Origin of the sequence: Halorubellus salinus, from assembly GCF_020567525.1 — an archaeon.
In the GTDB taxonomy this organism is placed as follows: Archaea; Halobacteriota; Halobacteria; order Halobacteriales; family Natrialbaceae; genus Halorubellus; species Halorubellus salinus.
The window spans coordinates 181,717-198,665 of sequence record NZ_JAJCVI010000007.1; the positions used below are offsets into that span (position 1 = coordinate 181,717).

A 16,949-nucleotide genomic window follows, 5' to 3' on the forward strand; every position below is an offset into this window, starting at 1 on the left:
CCGGGCGCGTGAATCAGTGACACACCAATGCTAGACCACGAGTACGAACCGAACCGCTTCGTCTGGGGAACCGACTGCGCCGACGGGCTCGACCAGCTCGTCGCCACACAGGATGCAACCCGTGCGATGGTGGTCTGTGGGGAACACGTCGGTGGCAACGAAGCCCTCATGACCGCGGTCGAGTCCGGCCTCGGGAGCGCGCACGTCCACACGTACACCGGCGTCCGAAGCCACACGCCTCTCGACACCGTTGAGCGCGGCGTCGACGCACTCCGAGCGCACGACGCCGACGCGCTCGTCAGCGTCGGCGGGGGCGCGGCGAGCGACACCGCGAAGGCCATCGCCGTCCTCCACGCCGAGGACGGCCGGTCGATCCACGACCTGAAAGCGCAGACCGACGACGACGGCGAACTCTACCTCCCCGAGCTTCCCGCACCGAAGGTCCCGGTGTTCTCGGTCGCAACCACGCTCTCGGCCGCCGAGGTGTCGAACGCGTTCGGCGTGAAGGACGAGGCCGTCGGCGAGAAGGCCGGCATCATCGACGAACACGTCAGGCCGAAAGCGTGCCTCTACGACCCGGCGCTCATCGACACCACGCCGAAAGACATCCTCGCGAGCACGGGCATGAACGCGCTCGACCACGCCGTCGAGGTCCTGTACTCGGACTCGCGCGGCGAGAATCCGTTCTATCAGGCGACCGCCGAGAAAGCGATTACCCTCTTGCTCGACAACCTCCCCGCGGCCGTGAAGCCGGACCCCGACCTCGATGCAGTCCAGGACGTCGCGATGGGCGCCGCACTCTCCGCGCTGGGGCTCGTCGGCGGGATCTGCATCAATCACGGTATCAATCACGCACTCTGTGCGAAGTTCCCCGTCGCACACGGGGACGGGAACAGCATCCTCCTCCCGCACGGCATCGCGTACAACCACGATGTCGTCCCCGAGCGCGTGGCACGAATCGCGGACGCGATGGACGTTCCCGTCGACGAACCCGAGGACGAGGCCGTCGTCGACGCGATCCATGCCAAGATCAGCGACCTCCAGGACGACATCGGCGTTCCAAAGCGGTTACGCGACGTCGACGTGCCGAACGACGAGTCGGCGTTCGAGGCGATGGCCGCGGTCGCCGAGAAGGACTTCGCGATGGCCAGCAATCCACGTCCCGTGTCGGCAGCGGACGTCGAGCGCATCCTCAACGACGCCTGGTGACCGCCACGTAACAGCGTGGTGGGATGGACTGTCCTGCCGGCATAGCGGGGTCGGATGGCATGTCGGGGGTGCGCGGTGTGGGTGCGACGGGCTGGGTCAGTGTTCCTCAGGGAGGGTCTTCACGAGCGCTTGATTGACACAGCGGAGGACGACCTCGTCGTCCTGGTTCCGTACCTCGTCGGTGAACGAGACGACGCCTCGGTCCTCGTCCTTCGGTTCGGTGCCCGTGACCTCCTGTTGGACGTGGATGGTTTCGCCGATGGGGACTGGGGCGAGGAATCGGACGTCCTCGATACCGTAGTACGCGATGAGCGAGTCGTCGAGGTGGCCCTCCCTGATGACGAGGCCGGTCATGAGGGAGAAGACGAGCGCGCCGTGAGCGATGCGTTCGCCGAACGGACCGTCGCCCGCTCGTTCGGCGTCCATGTGGAACCAGTGCTGGTCGCCGGTGATACCCGCGAAGTTCACGATGTCGGTCTCGGTGACGGTGCGCGCGTCGGTCTCCCAGGATTGCCCCTCCTGGAACTCTTCGAAGTACTTGGTCATCGTCTCACACCGAGAAGGCGTCCCGGAACGAGTTAGTCGTATGGGTGCGCTGGCCCGAGCGGATCCGTCCGGAGGTCCGCGTCTCGGTGCCGGGTCTCCGTGGTTCGTGTACCGCTGTCCCCGTCTCCGTGGTTGGGGGTATCGCCGGTGTAGGTCGTAGGCGGTCGGCGGGCCCGTGCGAGCGCTACAGCTGTTACAGCCATATGCCCGTAACGCGTGGCGCAGTCTACAGACCGATACAGCAGCTACCATAATAAGTATAACCATTGTTCAGGAATAGTAGCCTATTCCTTAGAGATGATAACAGAAAAGGGCCTTCAGTAAAGCAATTTTAATACCTGGGTGGTTCTTGGCGATAAATAGCACACGCCGTGCCTGCCCACCGTTCCCTCTCACGCAGTGTTCAACATCCCCCCGTCGACGACCAACGACGTCGCCGTGACGTACCGGGACATGTCGCTCGCGAGGAACACCGCCGCGTCCGCGACGTCAGACGGCTGGCCGAACCGCGCCAGCGGGATGGACGCGAGGTACTGGTCGTCCCGAGCCGTCCCGACCTGCGGGACGTCCTCGGTGGTCATCGCCGTCTCGATGATACCCGGATGGATCGCGTTCACGCGGATGCCGTCACCCCCGAGCGCGTCCGCGAGAGCATACGACATAACCCGGACCGCCCCCTTGGACGCCGAGTACGGGACGAACCCGCCGACACCCACGATCCCCGCCTCGCTGGAGAGATTGACTATCGACCCCCCACCGTCGGCGACCATCTCCCGCGCCGCGACCTGCGACCCGAAGAACACCCCCTTGGCGTTCACGGCCATCGTCCGCTCGAAGTCGGCCTCCGTCACCTCGAGAACGGGCGTCGACTCACCGATGCCAGCATTGTTCACCATGACGTCGATACCGCCGAGCGTCGTCGCCGCCTCGACCGCAACCGCCAGGTCCGCGACGTCGGTGACGTCACACTCGACGTACTCGGCGGTCCCGCCGCGGTCCCGGATAAGCTCGTGGGTCGGGCCTCCCTCGCCTCGAGGTTCCTCCCGGAGGTCCGCGACGACGACGGACGCCCCGTGGTTCGCGAATCCCAACGCTATCGCACGCCCGATACCGCTCGACGCTCCGGTCACGACCGCGACCTTCTCCGCAAGGAGCTCTGCCATACCCGGCTCTTTCCGGCGAACAAAGATAAGTCTACGTCACACCTTCTCACGAAAGGCAGTACCATGGGAACACATATGCTGCCCGGTGAGAGACACTCCACCAAGGCGAAACCCCATGAGCAAGCCACCGCGGTTGGACGCGTACCACTTCTACGAGGAGACGTTCGACGACTATGAGCAGCTACGAGAAGCCTTCGAGTGGGAGGTTCCGGAGCGCTTCAACGTCGCGGACTACGTCTGCGACCGCTGGGCGGCCCCCGGCGAGGAGCGTATCGCACTCTACGCGGAGGACGCCACCGGCGCCACCCGAACCATCACGTTCGATGCCCTGCGGTCGACGACCGACAGACTCGCCGGCTACCTCGACGAGCAGGGCGTCGAGCGAGGCGACCGCGTCGGCATCGTCTCGCCGCAGCGACCCGAGACCGTGATAGCGCACATCGCCATCTGGAAGGTCGGCGCCGTCTCGGTCCCACTCAGCACCAAGTTCGGGCCCGACGCCATCAGGTACCGCCTCCGGGACTGCGAGGCCGTCGCCTGCCTCGTCGACGAAGCCGGCATCGACGCCTTCCGCGACGTCCGCGACGACCTCGAGCGCATGACGGCCGTCGTCACCATCGGCGACGTCGACCCCGCAGCCGACGAGCTTTCGCTCGAGACCGCGATCGACGGTCGGGTCGACGACCACGACACGGTACCCACGCGAGCGGAGGACGACGCGGTCATCATCTACACGAGCGGCACCACTGGCGACCCGAAAGGAGTCAGGCACGCTCACCGGTTCTTCCTCGGCCACCTCCCGCTGTTCGTCACCGACATGCTCAACCTCTCTCTGCGTGACGACGACGTCTTCTGGATGCCCTCGGAGTGGGCGTGGATCGCGACGTTCGACATCATCTTCCCGCCGTTGTTCTATGGGAAGCCCGCGGTGGCGTACAACGGTGGGCGGTTCGACCCCGCGAAGGCGTTCGAGCTCGTCGACCGATACGACATCACGGTCTCGTTCGTGCCCCCGACCGCGTTACGGATGATGAAGGAGGTCGACGCCCCAGCCGACCGCTTCGACCTCTCGAGCATGCGTACCATCGCGAGCGGCGGCGAGGCTCTCGACGTCTCCACGTACGAGTGGGCGCGGGAGACCTTCGGTGACGTCGCCGTCCACGAGGGCTACGGGCAGACGGAGGCCAACATGCTCGTCGCGAACTGCACGGCGCTCTTCGAAGCCAGGGCGGGGAAGATGGGTCGGGTCGGGCCGGGTCACGAGGTGGTCATCGTCGACGCGGAGACGGCCGAACCGACGGTCCCCGTCGGCGAGGTCGGCGAGATAGCGGTCCGGTACGAGGGCGACCCGGTATGCTTCAAGGAGTACTGGAACAAGCCCGAGAAGACCGCCGAGAAGGTCCAGAACGGGTACGTGCTGACGGAGGATCTCGGGTTCGTCGACGAGGACGGGTACTTCGAGTTCGTGAGTCGGAAGGACTACGTCATCATCAGTGCGGGGTACCGCATCGGGCCGGACGAGATAGAGGAGTCGCTCGTCGAGCACGCCGCGGTCGCGGACGCCGGCGTCATCGGCATCCCCGACGTGGAGCGCGGAGAGGTCCCGAAGGCGTTCGTGAAGCTGTCGGCGGGCCACGAGCCGAGCGACGACCTCGCGACGTCGCTCAAGGCGTTCGTCAAGGAGCGACTCGCGAAGTACGAGTACCCGCGCGAGATCGAGTTCGTGGACGCCCTCCCGACGACGTCCACCGGGAAGGTCGCGCGTCGCGAGCTCGAGGAGCGCGAAGCGCCAGCGCCAGAATCGACGGGCGAGGAACCGGGAGTGGACGACAGTGCGGGCGACGAGGAGGGTGCGCGATGACCGACGTCGAGCGCGATGCGGTGTCGTACTCGCTGGACGGCGAGGTCGCGGTCGTCACGGGCGGGACGCGGGGTATCGGGCTGGCGATATCGGAGGCGTTCGCGGTGGCCGGTGCGACGGTCGTGCCGACGTCGCGAACCGCGGCCGACGTCGACGCCGCGGTCGAGCGCGTCGAAGCGACCGGCGCCGACGGCCTCGCGGTACCGACTGACGTCACCGACCCGGACGCGGTCGCGCACCTGTTCGCGGAGACGGTCGACGCGTTCGGTGGCGTGGACGTCCTCGTCAACAACGCCGGGGTGAACCCCGACGGCGCCCTCGGGAAGCCCCAGGACGTGACCGACGACGAGTTCGGGTTCACCGTGGACGTGAACCTCCGTGGAGCGGCGCGCTGTCTCGCAGCGGCCGCGAGACGGTTCGAGGACAGTCCCGACGGTGGCGTCATCGTGAACGTCGCGAGCGTCGGCGGGGTCGTCGGCTTACCCCGGCAGCATCCCTACGTCGCGTCCAAGCACGGCATCGTCGGACTCACGAAGAGCGCGGCGCTCGACCTCGCACCGTCCGTGCGCGTGAACGCCGTCGCTCCGGGCTACGTGAAGACGGACCTGATAGACGGCATCCGCGAGAACGACGACCTGCGAGCGTCCGTCCTCGACCGCACGCCGCTCGACCGGTTCGCCGAACCCGCGGAGATCGCGGCAGCCGTCTTGTTCCTCGCGAGCGACGCGTCGAGTTACGTCACGGGAACGACGCTCGCCGTCGACGGCGGGTGGACCGCCCAGTAGCACGTGCCCAGCAACGACGCCGACGGGGAATCAGAGGTCCGTCCAGTCGTCGAACTCCGGCTCGCGCTTGTCGAGGAACGCGCCGAAGCCCTCGTGGAGGTCGTCCGTCTCGAAGAGGAGCGCACCGAGCGCGGCCTCGAGCGCGAGCCCGGTGTCGAACGACGGTCGGGACTCGTTGATGACCTCCTTCGCGAACCAGAGCGCGACTGGCGCTCGCTCGGCCAGGGTGGCGGCCACGTCGGCGACCTCGTCGTCGAACGCGTCGTCTGGGAAGACGTCGGTCGCGAGCCCCATCTCGACGGCCTCCGCTGCGGGGACTGGTCGACCCGTCATCACGAGCTCCTTCGCTCGCAGGTCGCCGACGAGTCGGATGACGCGCTGGGTACCGCCGGCGCCCGGCATCCCGCCGAGCGTTATCTCCGGGAACCCGAACCGTGCGCGCTCGGCGGCGTAGATGAGGTCGCACGTGACGGCGAGTTCGAGGCCGCCACCGAACGCGTCGCCGTTGACCGCGGCGACGACGGGCTTCGGGCCGCCCTCGATGGCTCGCTCGACGCGACCGAACGCCCGCCGGAACTCGCGCTTGAACCAGACGCCTGACCGTCCGTGGAACATGTCGAGTTCGGCCCCGGAGACGAACGCGTCCTCGCCCGCGCCGGTGACGACGACCACGCTCACCTGGTCCTCGTGCATCAGTGCTTCGACCGCGTCGGCGAGCTCGTCGAGGAGTGCCACGGAGAGCGAGTTCAGCGATTCTGGCCGGTCGATAGTGACGGTCGCGACGCCGTCCGTCCGCTCGACGACGACGTGGTCGGGTGTCATGAACCCACATACCCGCGGAGGTCGCTTAGCTCTTTGCGCGAGGAACGGCTCGATCGGACGACAGTGTCCGAGAGAGCGAGAGCAGTAGTTGAGGTATTCGAGAGCGCAAGAACGCACGTGGAGGCGTCGGCACGCCCCTCGGTCGATCAGTACGACCGCGGGAGGTCGAGTTCGTGCTCGGCGATGTACGCCTTAACGAGTTCGTCGCTGACGGGGGCGACCCGCGCGAGTCGGACGTCGCGATACAATCGCTCGACGTGGTACTCGTCCGCGAACCCCATGCCGCCGAGGGTCTGCACGGCGCGGTCGACGGCGTCGAATCCCGCGCGGGCACCGACGAGCTTCGCGGCGTTCGCCTCCATCGCGCAGTCCGCGCCCTCGTCGTACAGCCACGCGGCCTTGTAGAGCATGAGCGTCGCCGTCTCGAGTTCCGCCTTCGACGTCGCGAGCGGGAACTGGACGCCCTGGTTCTGTCCGATCTTTCGCTCGAACGCCTCGCGTTCGGCCGCGTAGTCGACGGCGATGTCGAGCGCGAGCTCGCCCGCCCCGATCGGGATGGCACCCCAGTTGATGCGTTCGGTGTTGAGCGTCCCGAGGACGTGGAAGAAGCCCTTCCCCTCGTCGCCGATGAGGTTCTCCTCCGGGACGCGAACGTCGTCGTAAACGACCTCGAACGAGCTGAGACAGCGCATGCTGAGTTTGTCGATCTTGTTCACCTCGAGGCCGTCCTGGTCCGTGGGGACGATGAAGAGCGAGATGCCCTGGTGGCGCTTCTCGGCGTCGCCGGTGCCGGTCCGTGCGAGCGTGACGATGTAGTCGGCGACGTGGGCACCGGTCGTCCAGATCTTCGTGCCGTTGAGGACGTACTCGTCGCCGTCTCGGTCCGCGGTCATCTTGATGCCGGCGGTGTCGAGGCCGGCGTCGGGTTCGGTCAACCCGATCGCGAAGAAGGTCCCGGCGGCGATCATCGGGAGGAACCGTTCCTTCTGTGCGTCGGTCCCGTACTCGATGATGGCCGTGGACCCGATGACGGGCGACGTGAGGAGGTTCGCGCCGCTGACGCCACCGCCGTGGCGCGCGATCTCGAGCGATGCCGCGACGAGTTCGATCATCCCGTACCCGCTTCCGCCGTACTCGGTCGGGATCTTCATACCGACGAACCCGGCGTCGGTGAGGTCGTCCCAGACCTCGTGGGGGAACTCGCTCTCGTCGTCCTTCTCCCGCCAGTAGTCGAGGTCGTAACCCGCGCTGATGTCGCGGGCGGTCCGCTGCAGGAGTCGTTGCTCTTCAGTGAACTCGAAGTCCATCACCTCTACCCTTGGAGCGAATCAGCTTAGTCGTTCCGTCGCCGGGGGAGCGAAGCCGTTTCCGAGGGATGCGGGGCGTCGTACTCGGCGAGGATCACCATCGCCCCGCCGAAGTACCGGGGGTGGAGAAACACCTCGGCGAAGTCGTTCGCGCGGTACTCGCCGACCGTCTCGACGCCCTTCTGGGAGAGCTCCTCGACGGCGGCGTCGAGGTCGGCTACGCGGAGCGAGACCGCGTACAGACCGGGGCCGTGCTCGTCGAGGAAGCGGTCGAGCTCGCCGTCGGACCCCCTAGGCGCGACGAGTTCGATGCCGGCGGTGCTGATGACGTTCTGGACGTCCTGGCCTCCGGAGTCGGTGCTGGTGGTCGGTTCGAGGAGATCGCCGAAGGAGAGTCCGAGGAGGTCCTCGAAGGGCTCGCTGGTCGCCGTGAGGTCGTTGGTCGCGATGATCACTCTGTCGAGGCCGAGGACGTGCATACGTCATCCACTCCAAGCAGCTGTATAATCGTTACCGTTCACCATGGTCGTGAACTGGTGTCGAATCCGCTCGGGTCTCGAAACCCGTCGAGTGTCGAGCGTAGGGACGAGGTAGGTTTATACGTCCGACGGTGGACGTTCAGGTATAGGATGGTGAGTGATACCAACCCACACTTCGAGGACGTCGACGCCGAGACCGTCGACGAGCTACTGGAGCAGATGGTCCGCATCCGCCGGTTCGAGGAAGGTGTCCTCGACGAGTTCAGCGAAGGGAGCGTCCCCGGATTCGTCCACCTCTGTCACGGCCACGAGGCCTCCCACGCGGGAATGGGGGTCGCGATGCAGCCCGACGACTGGTTGGCCGTCGGCGGTTCACGCCTCCACGGCCAGTACATCGTCAAAGGCGTGCCCTTCGACGAGATCATGGCTGAACTGTTCGGGAAGGCAACCGGCCCGAACGGCGGGAAGGGCGGGTCGATGCACCTCGCGGACGTCGACCGCCACCTGTACGGGCACGCCGCCACCATCGGCTCCGGCCAGAACCCCGCGGCGGGGCTCGCGCTCGCCCAACAGATGCGCGAGACGGGGAACGTCGTCCTCTCGACCATCGGCGACGGCGGCACGAGCCGGGGGTCGTTCCACACCGCGCTCGTGTTCGCCGCCGCGTGGAACCTCCCCGTCGTGTACATCATCGAGAACAACGGGTTCGCCATCTCCTACAGCACCCAACAGCAGGTCGGCATCGACTCGCTCGCCGACTACGGCAAACCGCTGAACATCCCGTCGTACAGCATCGACGGGAGCGACCCGGTCGCAGTGTACGAGACGATATCCGAAGCGATCACTCGAGCGCGCGAAGGCGGCGGGCCGACGCTCGTCGAGAGTCGCGTCACGCGGCTTCGCGGCCACTTCGAGGGCGACAAACAGGCGTATCGGACCGAAGAGGAGGCGCGAGAGTCAAACGCGGAGCGGGACCCGGTGACGAACTTCCAGGAGCGCGTCATCGAAGCGGGTCACATCACGGCGGAAGCGTACGACGCGCTCGTCGACGAGATCGACGACGAGGTCGGGGCCGCGATCCAGTTCGCGAAGGACAGCCCAGATCCGGCGCCGAGTACCGCCTACGAGGACGTGCTTCGATTGCCGCTGTACGGCCAAGGTGAGGGCGATGCGTGAACTTAACCAGGTGCAGGCGATACGCGAGGCACTGGACGAGGAGCTCGAGCGCGACGAGACCGTCTACCTGAGCGGCGAAGACGTCGGGACGTTCGGCGGGAACTTCGGCGAGACGCAGGGGCTCGTCGACAAATACGGGACCGAGCGCGTTCGAGACACGCCACTTTCGGAGATCGGGATCGTCGGGCACGCGCTCGGGGCATCCATCGGCGGGCTTCGGCCTGTCGCGGAACTCCAGTTCGCGGACTTCGCGGCGACGGCTGGCGAGGAGTTCATCAATCAGATCGCGAAGATGCCGTACATCAGTGGCGGTCGGCTGAAGGCGCCGATGACAGTGCTCGCGCCTTCAGGGGCGGGCATCCGAGCGGGCGCCCAGCACTCCCAGAGCGTACACGCCTGGACGGGCCACCAGCCCGGGCTGGTCGTCGTCGCGGCGACGACCCCGTACGACGCGAAAGGCCTGCTGAAGAGCGCCATCCGGGACGACAATCCGGTGTTCGTGCTGGCGCATAAGAAGCTCATGGGGTTCAAGGGCGAGGTCCCAGAGGAGCCGTACACGCTCCCACTGGGCGAGGCCGTCGTCGAACGCGAGGGCGAGGACGTCACGGTCGTCGCCACGCAACGCCTCTACCACCGGTCGGTCGAGGCTGCGGAGGAGCTCGCCGAGGACGTCAGCGTGGAGATCGTGAACCCGCGGACGTTCTCGCCACTTGACGTCGAGACGATAGCCGAGAGCGTCCGGAAGACCGGACGGCTCGTGGTGGTGGACGAGACGCCGCTCCGCTACGGGACGCAGGGATACATCGCCTCTCGGATCGCCGACGAGGAGTTCTTCAGCCTCGATGCGCCACCGCGGACCGTTGGCGTCGAGGACACACCGATCCCGTTCAGTCCGACGCTCGAGGACGAGGTGATACCGTCCACGAGCAAGATCGTCGACGCCATCGAATCGGTGTTCTGACCGGGTGAGGAGTTGGGCGGCCGCAAGCAGGGTTTTTGCGGTCGTGCTCGCTCAGAGTTCGTCGGTGAGCATGAGACCGGGGTACTCGATGTAGTCCGCGAGTCGGGCGAGGAACCGGCCGGTGTCGGCGCCGTCGAGGACGCGGTGGTCGATGGTGAGACTGAACGTGATCGCCGTCTCGAACGCGACGTCGCCGCCGCGTTGGACGGGCGTTGGCTTGCGGCGGCCGATGGCGAGGATGGCGACCTGTGGCGGGTTGATGATGGAGTACGAGACGTCGAGGTCGAAGACGCCGACGTTCGTGACAGTGAACGTGCCCCCGCGGAGGTCATCGAGCGTGTGGTCGCCGTCGAGGACGCGCGAAACGAGTTCCTGGCGGTGTTCGGCGAGTTCGCTTAGCGAACGCTCGTCGACGGTTTCGACGACGGGGACGATGAGCCCGCGGTCGGTGTCGACTGCGTAGCCGATGTTGCGTTCAGCGACGAGCGAGTGGACGCCGTCCTCGAACACGCCGTTGAACGCTGGGAGGTCGCGGAGCGTGAGCGCGACGGCGCGGAGGATGAGGTCGTTCAGGGAGACGTCGACGCCGCGGTCGGCGAGGCGTTCGCGAGCGCGCTGGAGCGTCTCGATACTGATCTCGCGCGTCCCCATCACGTGCGGCTTCTCGCGGGCACTCCGACTGAGGCGTTCGGCGATGGTCCGCCGGGTGCCAGCGAGGGGCCTTTCCTCCGTGACGGTGAGTCCCGCGGTCGCAGCGCCAGCCGATTCAGAGCGCTCGGTCGCACCCGAGGGGGCGCTGGCACCAGTACTCTCTGGAGCGGCGGTGGCAGCGTCGGGACCCTCGACGGCGCGACGGAGGTCGCTCTCGGTCACGGCGCCATCGATGCCCGTGCCCTCGATGGTCGCCGGGTCGACGTCGTGCTCGCGAGCGTACCGGCGCGCTCGCGGCGTGAGCCTGACTGCGGGCCCGGAGTCGTCTGGCTCAGCTTGGCTCGCGCGGCCTGCACTGTCGGTCGTCGCAACGACGCTTTCCTCGCCGGCCGCGGGACTGTCAGTCTCGTCACCCTGTGGTCCCCCGCGGGCGGCCTCGGTCTCACGGACGTCCGATTCGACGACCGCTCCCTCGGGGCCAGTGCCCTCGATGCCTGCGAGTGCGACGTCGTGCTCGCGAGCGTACCGGCGTGCTCGCGGCGACATCTTCTCCGGTTCGGTTCCGGACGCGCTCGTGTCACCGGCCGAGTCCGCGCCAGCCTGAGCGGCTGCCGTTTGCTGCGCCCCTTCCCCGGTGGGGCTCGAATCGTCGACGGTGGCGGTCGGGGTCATCCCCTCGACGGTGTCCGATGACGGTGCCTCCTCGTCGGCGTCGCCGATGGCGGCGATGGGTCGACCGGGCTCGATCTCGAGCTCCTCACCTTCCTCGACGTAGATGGCGAGCAGCGTGCCGGAGGCCTCGGCTGTCACCTCCGCGCTTGCCTTGTCGGATTCGAGGACGGCAAGGAGTTCGCCAGCTTCGACGCTGTCACCGACGGCCTTCTCCCAGGCGACGAGGTCGCCGGTGTCGCTGATCCCGAGTTTGGGCAGCGTCACTATCTCGACCATAGGAGATGATGCGGCCGCGTCACCAAAACCATACTGGGTGAGAACGCCGTAGCGGTCCGTTCGCCGGAGGCGAACACTTATGGTCTCTATTTCCGAATTAGCTGTGAGGCGTTACCACATGACACAGCCGCTGACGGCCGACTGGTTCCGCGAGTTCGCGTCCGAACTCGAGGACGACGAATCGTTCACTACGGAGATGCGACACTTCGACGGGTCCGTCCGGTTGGACGTCGGCGACGACACCGTCTGGATGAAGATATACCGCGGCCAGATACTCGAAGTGCTCGCGGAGGAGGCCGAGTTCGGCTCGACGTTCGCCATCTCCGGGCCCGCCGAGGAGTGGGAGCGACTCCTCACACAGGAGCGGAACCCGTTCGGCGAACAGCAGACCCTCGGTCTGCTCCAGTTCTCGGGGAACGTCCTCGAGTCGACGCGGATGGTTGACGGCATCAACGCGATGGTCCGCGTCCTCAGAGCGCAGACCGACGACGAGGTTGCGCTGACCGCTGGAGGTGACGCGTGATGACGGAGGAAGGCATCACTGCCGGCTACGTGACCGTCGACGGCGTCCGAACGTTCTACGAGGAGTGCGGGCCCCGGGACGGCCACGACGTGGTCCTCGTCCACACCGCAGGCGCAGAAGGCCTCGAATGGCGTCACGTCCTCCCCCGGCTCGGCGAGGACGGCTACCACGCGCTCACGCTCGACCTCCCCGGGCACGGGAAGTCCCTCGCGCATCCGGACGGCCACATCGATTCCATGCACGAGTTCGCGGAGTTCGTCTGGGCGTTCGCGGCCGAGATGGATCTGGAATCACCCACGGTCGCCGGGTGCTCCATCGGTGGTGACGTCGTCCTCGACCTCGCCGTCCACCACGCGGACGAACTCACCTCCATCGTCTGCCTCGAAGGCGCACTTCGCACGCCCACGTACCCGCCAGGGTTCCTCATGATGATGGAGACCGCGGGCGGTATGCCGTCCTTCGAGCGGTTCTACTACAACGCGTCCGTCCAATGTCACGGCGGCGACGCCGACCCGGCGCGCGTCGAGGAACACGCGTTCCTCCACCAGCACGCCATCAGGAACGTCACCCACGCCGACCTCACCGCGTGGAACACCCACGACGTCCTCGAACGGGCCGACGACATCACCTGCCCGGTCCTCTACGTCTTCGGCGAGGACGACTACTTCCTCCCCGAGGAGTACGTCGAGGAGACGGTCGACGCACTCGCCGACTGCGAGTATCGCCCGATGGAGGGCATCGGGCACTATCCCATGCTCGAGACCGACGAGTTCTACGGCGACCTCACCGCATTCCTGGGCTGACCCGGACAGCCATTTTTCGCGACCTCTCGACCGACCGAATTCGCCAATACAGAGCGAAACCCTGGCGCTGGCACCGAGCGTTCAGGTATCGCTGGGGTCGCCGTAGCGAGTGACGTTCGCGAGGTGCGCGTCGGTCACGTCCGAGTACGCGTCGCGCGCGATGACGCGACGGTGGACCTCGTCCGCGCCATCGATGATGCGGAACTGGCGGACGTCCTCGTAGAAGTCCGCCAGCGGGAGGTCCTTCCCGATGCCGTTCCCGCCGCAGTACTGCATCGCCAGGTCGATCGTCTCCTGTACGGTGTTCGCGGCGTACACCTTCGACATCGAGACCGCGACACGGGCTTCCTCTCCCGCAGCGATCTGGTCTGCGGCGTGGCGGACCATCGTCCTGACCGCGTGCACCTTCGTCTCGGCGTCAGCGACGGCGTGCCGGACAGCTTGCTTCTCTGCGAGCGGCGTATCGAACGCCTGCCGTTCGCTCGTGTACGCTTTCGCGATCTCGAGCGCTCGCGTCGCCATCCCCGAGTACCGCATGCAGTGGGTGAGTCGCGCCGGGCCGAGCCGCTCCTGAACGTGCCGGAACCCCGCGTTCAGGTCGCCGAGGAGGTTCGCCTCGGGCACGCGAACGTCGTCGTACGCGATCTCGGCGTGCCCCATCCCGGTGACCCCACCGCCGACGTGCGGGATGTCCCGAACCACGTTCACGCCGTCGGTCTCGGCGGGAACCAGGAACGTCGAGCAGCCCTCGTAGGGGTGCGCGTCCTGGTCCGTTCGCGCGAACACGATGAGGACGTCCGCCTCGCTCCCCTGGGTCGTCCACCACTTGTGGCCGTTGATCACCCACTCGTCGCCGTCGCGTTCGGCGGTCGTCTGGATCATCTTCGGGTCCGAGCCCGCGCCCTGCAAGGGCTCGGTCATCGAGAACCCCGACTTGACGTCACCGGCGACCAGCGGCGCCAGCCAGCGCTCCTGCTGGTCCTCGGTGCCGACGAGTTCGAGGAGATGCATGTTCCCCTCGTCGGGCGCCTGGACGTTCATCGCGGTCGGCCCGAGGAGGCTGCGGCCTGACTCCTCGAACGCGGGGAGCATCTCCCGGAAGTTCATGCCCTCGCCGCCGTACTCGGTCGGCATCTGGGGTGCGTAGATGCCGCGATCGCGTGCCTCCGCGCGCAGCGCGTCGACCTGGGACTCCGACACCGGACCACCGCCCAGGACGTCGTTCTCGACGGGGATGACGACGTCGTCGACGAACTCGCGGGTCCGCAGGGCTACCTCTCTCGCTCGCTCGGAGTCGTTGTACTCCATACCTCACCTTCGCGCAATCGAGGCTAAAGGGTTTCCCACCCCGGTATCCTGTCGTCTCAGCCACCAATACGTATATGCGCCCCTGTGGTGAGTTATAACGTGCCATGCCTAGTACAGTCAGTCGGCCGCCTCACCTTCGGCGTCGGACGGGCGATCGAAGTCCCACCCTCCGGCCCGCACCACCGTAACCATGGACGGGAACGACGACGCCCAGGCGTACTTCGAGCGACTCGTCGACGTAGATTCGTTACGATCGTTCCTCGAAGCCGAGATCGGGCCGGCAGAACAGTTCGACGTAACCCGCCACAAGGCCGGTCACTCGAACGAGACGCTGTTCGTCACGTGGGGCGACGACGAGTACGTCATCCGCCGACCACCACCAGGAGAGATCGCCGACACCGCGCACGACGTCCTCCGCGAACATCACGTCGTCGAGAGCCTCCAAGACACGGACGTTCCGCTCCCTGAGACGGTCATCGCGACGGACGACCACGACGTCATCGGCTGCGACTTCTACATGGTCGAGCGCCTCGACGGCCACGTTCTCCGCGACGAGGAACCGTCGGTGTTCGCGGCGCCCGAACATCGCAAGCGCATCGGCGAGGAGCTCGTGGACACACTCGCAGCCATCCACGGTATCGACTACGAAGCGGTCGGCCTCGGCGACTTCGGGCGCCCAAAGGGGTTCACCGAACGCCAGGTCGATCGTTGGCAGAAGCAACTCGACTGGGCGTTCGAGGTCACCGCCGCCGAACGCACCGTCCCACCGCTCGAAACGGTCGGCGAGTGGCTCGAAGCGAACGTCCCCGACTCGTACCCGCACACGCTCGTCCACGGCGACTACAAGCTCGACAACGTCATGTACGGGCCGACACCGCCGCCGGAACTCGTCGGCGTGTTCGACTGGGAGCTCTCGACGCTCGGCGACCCGCTTACGGACCTCGGCTGGATGCTCGCCTACTGGCGGGAAGCCGACGACGACCCACCGGCCATCCCTGAGCTCACGCCGACGCTCACGGAGGCCGAGGGCTATCCATCGCGCCAAGCACTCGTCGACCGGTACGAAGCCCAGACCGGCATCTCGTTCGACAACCCTCGCTTCTACCTGGCACTGGCCGTGTACAAGCTCTGCGGGCTCGGCGAGATGTTCTTCCGCCGGTACCTCGAAGGGAACAGCGACGACGACCTCTACCCGATCATGGAGGACCGCGTCCCCGCACTCGCCGCACGCGCCCAACGCATCATCGACGGGGACGAGACCCTATAGATAAACACCAGGACCGTCTACGACGGACAGCTGTTGCCGGACCGACGGGCGATCCATCGGTCGCGAACAACTGGGCCGTCACTCCCAGTCGCGTCTGCCGTGTTCCGGCCGCCCGCGCCGGACCACAATCCCTCACAGCGTGTCCGCCAGGAGGTTCGTCCCTCCGTCCGTCTCGGCATCGACACCGACGCGAGGACGTTGCGGGCACTGCCTCCATTCCTCGACCCAGGAGTGGTGACGTGGGTTCTCGACCTCGAACGGCTACGAAGGATTAACCCGGAGCGCGAGAGTGTCTGTGTATGGAACTCGACGAACGGACGGTCCTCGTTACCGGTGGCAGCTCCGGAATCGGTCGCGCGATAGCGCTCGCGGTCGCCGCCGACGGCGCGGACGTCGTCGTCGCGGACGTACAGCGGGAGGCTCGAGTCGACGAACCCGCGACGGTCGACCTCGTCGAGGAGATGGGTCGTCGCGCACGATACGTGGAGACCGACGTGACTGACTTTGAAGGGGTGCGGAAGGCCGTGGACGCGGCAGGCGCCCTGGGCGGCCTCGACGGCGTCGTGAACAACGCCGGTCTCGCGGCGTCCGACGCGATAACCGAGACCACCGCGGAGAACTGGCGTCGACTCCTCGAGACGAACCTGACGGGCGTCTACCACGGCACGAAGGCGGGCGTCGAGGCGATGCTCGCCGACGACGGGGGCGCCATCGTGAACGTGGCGAGCGGCGCGGGCGTCGTCGGCCTCGTCAACTCTGCGGCGTACAGCGCCTCGAAGGGCGGGGTGATCGCGCTCACCCGACAGGTCGCCGTCGACTACGCGACGGACGGGATCCGCGTCAACAGCGTGTCTCCCGGGTTCACTGACACGCCCATGCTCAGGACCGACACCCACCGCGGTACCGCTTCGTTCGCCGAGAACCGGACCCCGATGGGTCGGCTCGGGGAGCCAGACGAGATAGCGAGCGTGGTCGCCTTCCTGCTCTCGGACGCGGCGAGCTACGTCACCGGACACAACCTCGTCGTCGACGGCGGCTACACGATCGAATAACCGGTAGGGGCCACGGACGGTCTGGGATGCCGCGTCGGCGTACCGCACCACCGACGGCACACGCTTATATTGGTACGGGGTGTCACAC

Annotated in this window: 16 protein-coding genes; 9 read left to right on the top strand and 7 right to left on the bottom strand. The window is 66.8% G+C overall.

What is annotated here, in order from left to right:
- Positions 1-27 precede the first annotated feature (27 nt).
- The gene (locus LI336_RS18860) at positions 28-1,209 is read left to right on the top strand and encodes an iron-containing alcohol dehydrogenase family protein (protein ID WP_227134719.1); all 1,182 of its coding nucleotides are present in this window, start codon (positions 28-30) and stop codon (positions 1,207-1,209) included.
- A 96-nt stretch (positions 1,210-1,305) separates the two neighbouring features.
- Here the strand turns inward: LI336_RS18860 and LI336_RS18865 are convergent, their stop codons facing one another.
- Positions 1,306-1,755 carry a MaoC/PaaZ C-terminal domain-containing protein gene (locus tag LI336_RS18865; RefSeq protein ID WP_227134720.1) on the bottom strand — a complete coding sequence of 150 codons (450 nt, stop codon included), beginning with the start codon at positions 1,753-1,755 and terminating at the stop codon, positions 1,306-1,308.
- A gap of 392 nt (positions 1,756-2,147) precedes the next feature.
- Positions 2,148-2,918, bottom strand: a complete 771-nt coding sequence (locus LI336_RS18870; protein WP_227134721.1) for an SDR family oxidoreductase — start codon at positions 2,916-2,918, stop codon at positions 2,148-2,150.
- 115 nt (positions 2,919-3,033) lie between these two features.
- On the opposite strand from LI336_RS18870, the gene LI336_RS18875 reads away from it, so the two are divergent.
- Both LI336_RS18875 and LI336_RS18880 read left to right on the top strand, forming a co-directional pair.
- The gene (locus LI336_RS18875; protein ID WP_227134722.1) at positions 3,034-4,779 is read left to right on the top strand and encodes an acetate--CoA ligase; all 1,746 of its coding nucleotides are present in this window, start codon (positions 3,034-3,036) and stop codon (positions 4,777-4,779) included.
- Positions 4,776-5,564, top strand: a complete 789-nt coding sequence (locus LI336_RS18880; protein WP_227134723.1) for an SDR family NAD(P)-dependent oxidoreductase — start codon at positions 4,776-4,778, stop codon at positions 5,562-5,564. Before LI336_RS18875 ends, LI336_RS18880 begins: the two co-directional genes overlap by 4 nt.
- A 30-nt stretch (positions 5,565-5,594) precedes the next feature.
- Here the strand turns inward: LI336_RS18880 and LI336_RS18885 are convergent, their stop codons facing one another.
- The 3 genes from LI336_RS18885 to LI336_RS18895 form a co-directional block, all read right to left on the bottom strand.
- Entirely contained in the window at positions 5,595-6,386 is a 792-nt protein-coding gene (locus LI336_RS18885) for an enoyl-CoA hydratase/isomerase family protein (RefSeq protein ID WP_227134724.1), read from the bottom strand.
- Between the two features lie 146 nt (positions 6,387-6,532).
- Positions 6,533-7,693: an acyl-CoA dehydrogenase family protein gene (locus LI336_RS18890; RefSeq protein ID WP_227134725.1), complete on the bottom strand. Its 1,161-nt coding sequence runs from the start codon at positions 7,691-7,693 to the stop codon at positions 6,533-6,535.
- Positions 7,694-7,719: 26 nt separating this feature from the next.
- Positions 7,720-8,172 (bottom strand): VOC family protein, encoded by a 453-nt coding sequence (locus LI336_RS18895; protein WP_227134726.1) that lies wholly within the window; start codon positions 8,170-8,172, stop codon positions 7,720-7,722.
- Positions 8,173-8,322: 150 nt separating this feature from the next.
- On the opposite strand from LI336_RS18895, the gene LI336_RS18900 reads away from it, so the two are divergent.
- Positions 8,323-9,348: a thiamine pyrophosphate-dependent dehydrogenase E1 component subunit alpha gene (locus LI336_RS18900; RefSeq protein ID WP_227134727.1), complete on the top strand. Its 1,026-nt coding sequence runs from the start codon at positions 8,323-8,325 to the stop codon at positions 9,346-9,348.
- Positions 9,341-10,309: an alpha-ketoacid dehydrogenase subunit beta gene (locus LI336_RS18905; RefSeq protein WP_227134728.1), complete on the top strand. Its 969-nt coding sequence runs from the start codon at positions 9,341-9,343 to the stop codon at positions 10,307-10,309. Before LI336_RS18900 ends, LI336_RS18905 begins: the two co-directional genes overlap by 8 nt.
- A gap of 51 nt (positions 10,310-10,360) precedes the next feature.
- On the opposite strand, the gene LI336_RS18910 is transcribed toward LI336_RS18905, so the two are convergent.
- Positions 10,361-11,908 carry a dihydrolipoamide acetyltransferase family protein gene (locus tag LI336_RS18910; protein ID WP_227134729.1) on the bottom strand — a complete coding sequence of 516 codons (1,548 nt, stop codon included), beginning with the start codon at positions 11,906-11,908 and terminating at the stop codon, positions 10,361-10,363.
- A gap of 118 nt (positions 11,909-12,026) precedes the next feature.
- Between LI336_RS18910 and LI336_RS18915 the strand changes: the two genes are divergently transcribed.
- Together LI336_RS18915 and LI336_RS18920 are read left to right on the top strand one after the other, a co-directional pair.
- A complete protein-coding gene (locus LI336_RS18915) occupies positions 12,027-12,431 on the top strand; it encodes a hypothetical protein (protein WP_227134730.1) in 405 nt (134 codons plus the stop codon).
- A complete protein-coding gene (locus LI336_RS18920; RefSeq protein ID WP_227134731.1) occupies positions 12,431-13,234 on the top strand; it encodes an alpha/beta fold hydrolase in 804 nt (267 codons plus the stop codon). Before LI336_RS18915 ends, LI336_RS18920 begins: the two co-directional genes overlap by 1 nt.
- An 81-nt stretch (positions 13,235-13,315) precedes the next feature.
- Here LI336_RS18920 and LI336_RS18925 read toward each other — a convergent pair whose 3' ends face one another.
- Positions 13,316-14,542 (bottom strand): acyl-CoA dehydrogenase family protein, encoded by a 1,227-nt coding sequence (locus LI336_RS18925; protein WP_227134732.1) that lies wholly within the window; start codon positions 14,540-14,542, stop codon positions 13,316-13,318.
- A gap of 190 nt (positions 14,543-14,732) precedes the next feature.
- On the opposite strand from LI336_RS18925, the gene LI336_RS18930 reads away from it, so the two are divergent.
- A complete protein-coding gene (locus LI336_RS18930; RefSeq protein WP_227134733.1) occupies positions 14,733-15,809 on the top strand; it encodes a phosphotransferase family protein in 1,077 nt (358 codons plus the stop codon).
- 299 nt (positions 15,810-16,108) lie between these two features.
- Positions 16,109-16,861: an SDR family NAD(P)-dependent oxidoreductase gene (locus LI336_RS18935; protein WP_227134734.1), complete on the top strand. Its 753-nt coding sequence runs from the start codon at positions 16,109-16,111 to the stop codon at positions 16,859-16,861.
- The last annotated feature ends 88 nt before the right edge of the window (positions 16,862-16,949 follow it).

Coding starts and splice junctions, on each gene's coding strand:
- LI336_RS18895 (WP_227134726.1), bottom strand. CDS start 8,172: ATGCACGTCCTCGGCCTCGACAGAGTGATCATCGCGACCAACGACCTC.
- LI336_RS18885 (WP_227134724.1), bottom strand. CDS start 6,386: ATGACACCCGACCACGTCGTCGTCGAGCGGACGGACGGCGTCGCGACC.
- LI336_RS18920 (WP_227134731.1), top strand. CDS start 12,431: ATGACGGAGGAAGGCATCACTGCCGGCTACGTGACCGTCGACGGCGTC.
- LI336_RS18890 (WP_227134725.1), bottom strand. CDS start 7,693: ATGGACTTCGAGTTCACTGAAGAGCAACGACTCCTGCAGCGGACCGCC.
- LI336_RS18915 (WP_227134730.1), top strand. CDS start 12,027: ATGACACAGCCGCTGACGGCCGACTGGTTCCGCGAGTTCGCGTCCGAA.
- LI336_RS18865 (WP_227134720.1), bottom strand. CDS start 1,755: ATGACCAAGTACTTCGAAGAGTTCCAGGAGGGGCAATCCTGGGAGACC.
- LI336_RS18900 (WP_227134727.1), top strand. CDS start 8,323: ATGGTGAGTGATACCAACCCACACTTCGAGGACGTCGACGCCGAGACC.
- LI336_RS18880 (WP_227134723.1), top strand. CDS start 4,776: ATGACCGACGTCGAGCGCGATGCGGTGTCGTACTCGCTGGACGGCGAG.
- LI336_RS18875 (WP_227134722.1), top strand. CDS start 3,034: ATGAGCAAGCCACCGCGGTTGGACGCGTACCACTTCTACGAGGAGACG.
- LI336_RS18935 (WP_227134734.1), top strand. CDS start 16,109: ATGGAACTCGACGAACGGACGGTCCTCGTTACCGGTGGCAGCTCCGGA.
- LI336_RS18930 (WP_227134733.1), top strand. CDS start 14,733: ATGGACGGGAACGACGACGCCCAGGCGTACTTCGAGCGACTCGTCGAC.
- LI336_RS18870 (WP_227134721.1), bottom strand. CDS start 2,918: ATGGCAGAGCTCCTTGCGGAGAAGGTCGCGGTCGTGACCGGAGCGTCG.
- LI336_RS18910 (WP_227134729.1), bottom strand. CDS start 11,908: ATGGTCGAGATAGTGACGCTGCCCAAACTCGGGATCAGCGACACCGGC.
- LI336_RS18860 (WP_227134719.1), top strand. CDS start 28: ATGCTAGACCACGAGTACGAACCGAACCGCTTCGTCTGGGGAACCGAC.
- LI336_RS18905 (WP_227134728.1), top strand. CDS start 9,341: ATGCGTGAACTTAACCAGGTGCAGGCGATACGCGAGGCACTGGACGAG.
- LI336_RS18925 (WP_227134732.1), bottom strand. CDS start 14,542: ATGGAGTACAACGACTCCGAGCGAGCGAGAGAGGTAGCCCTGCGGACC.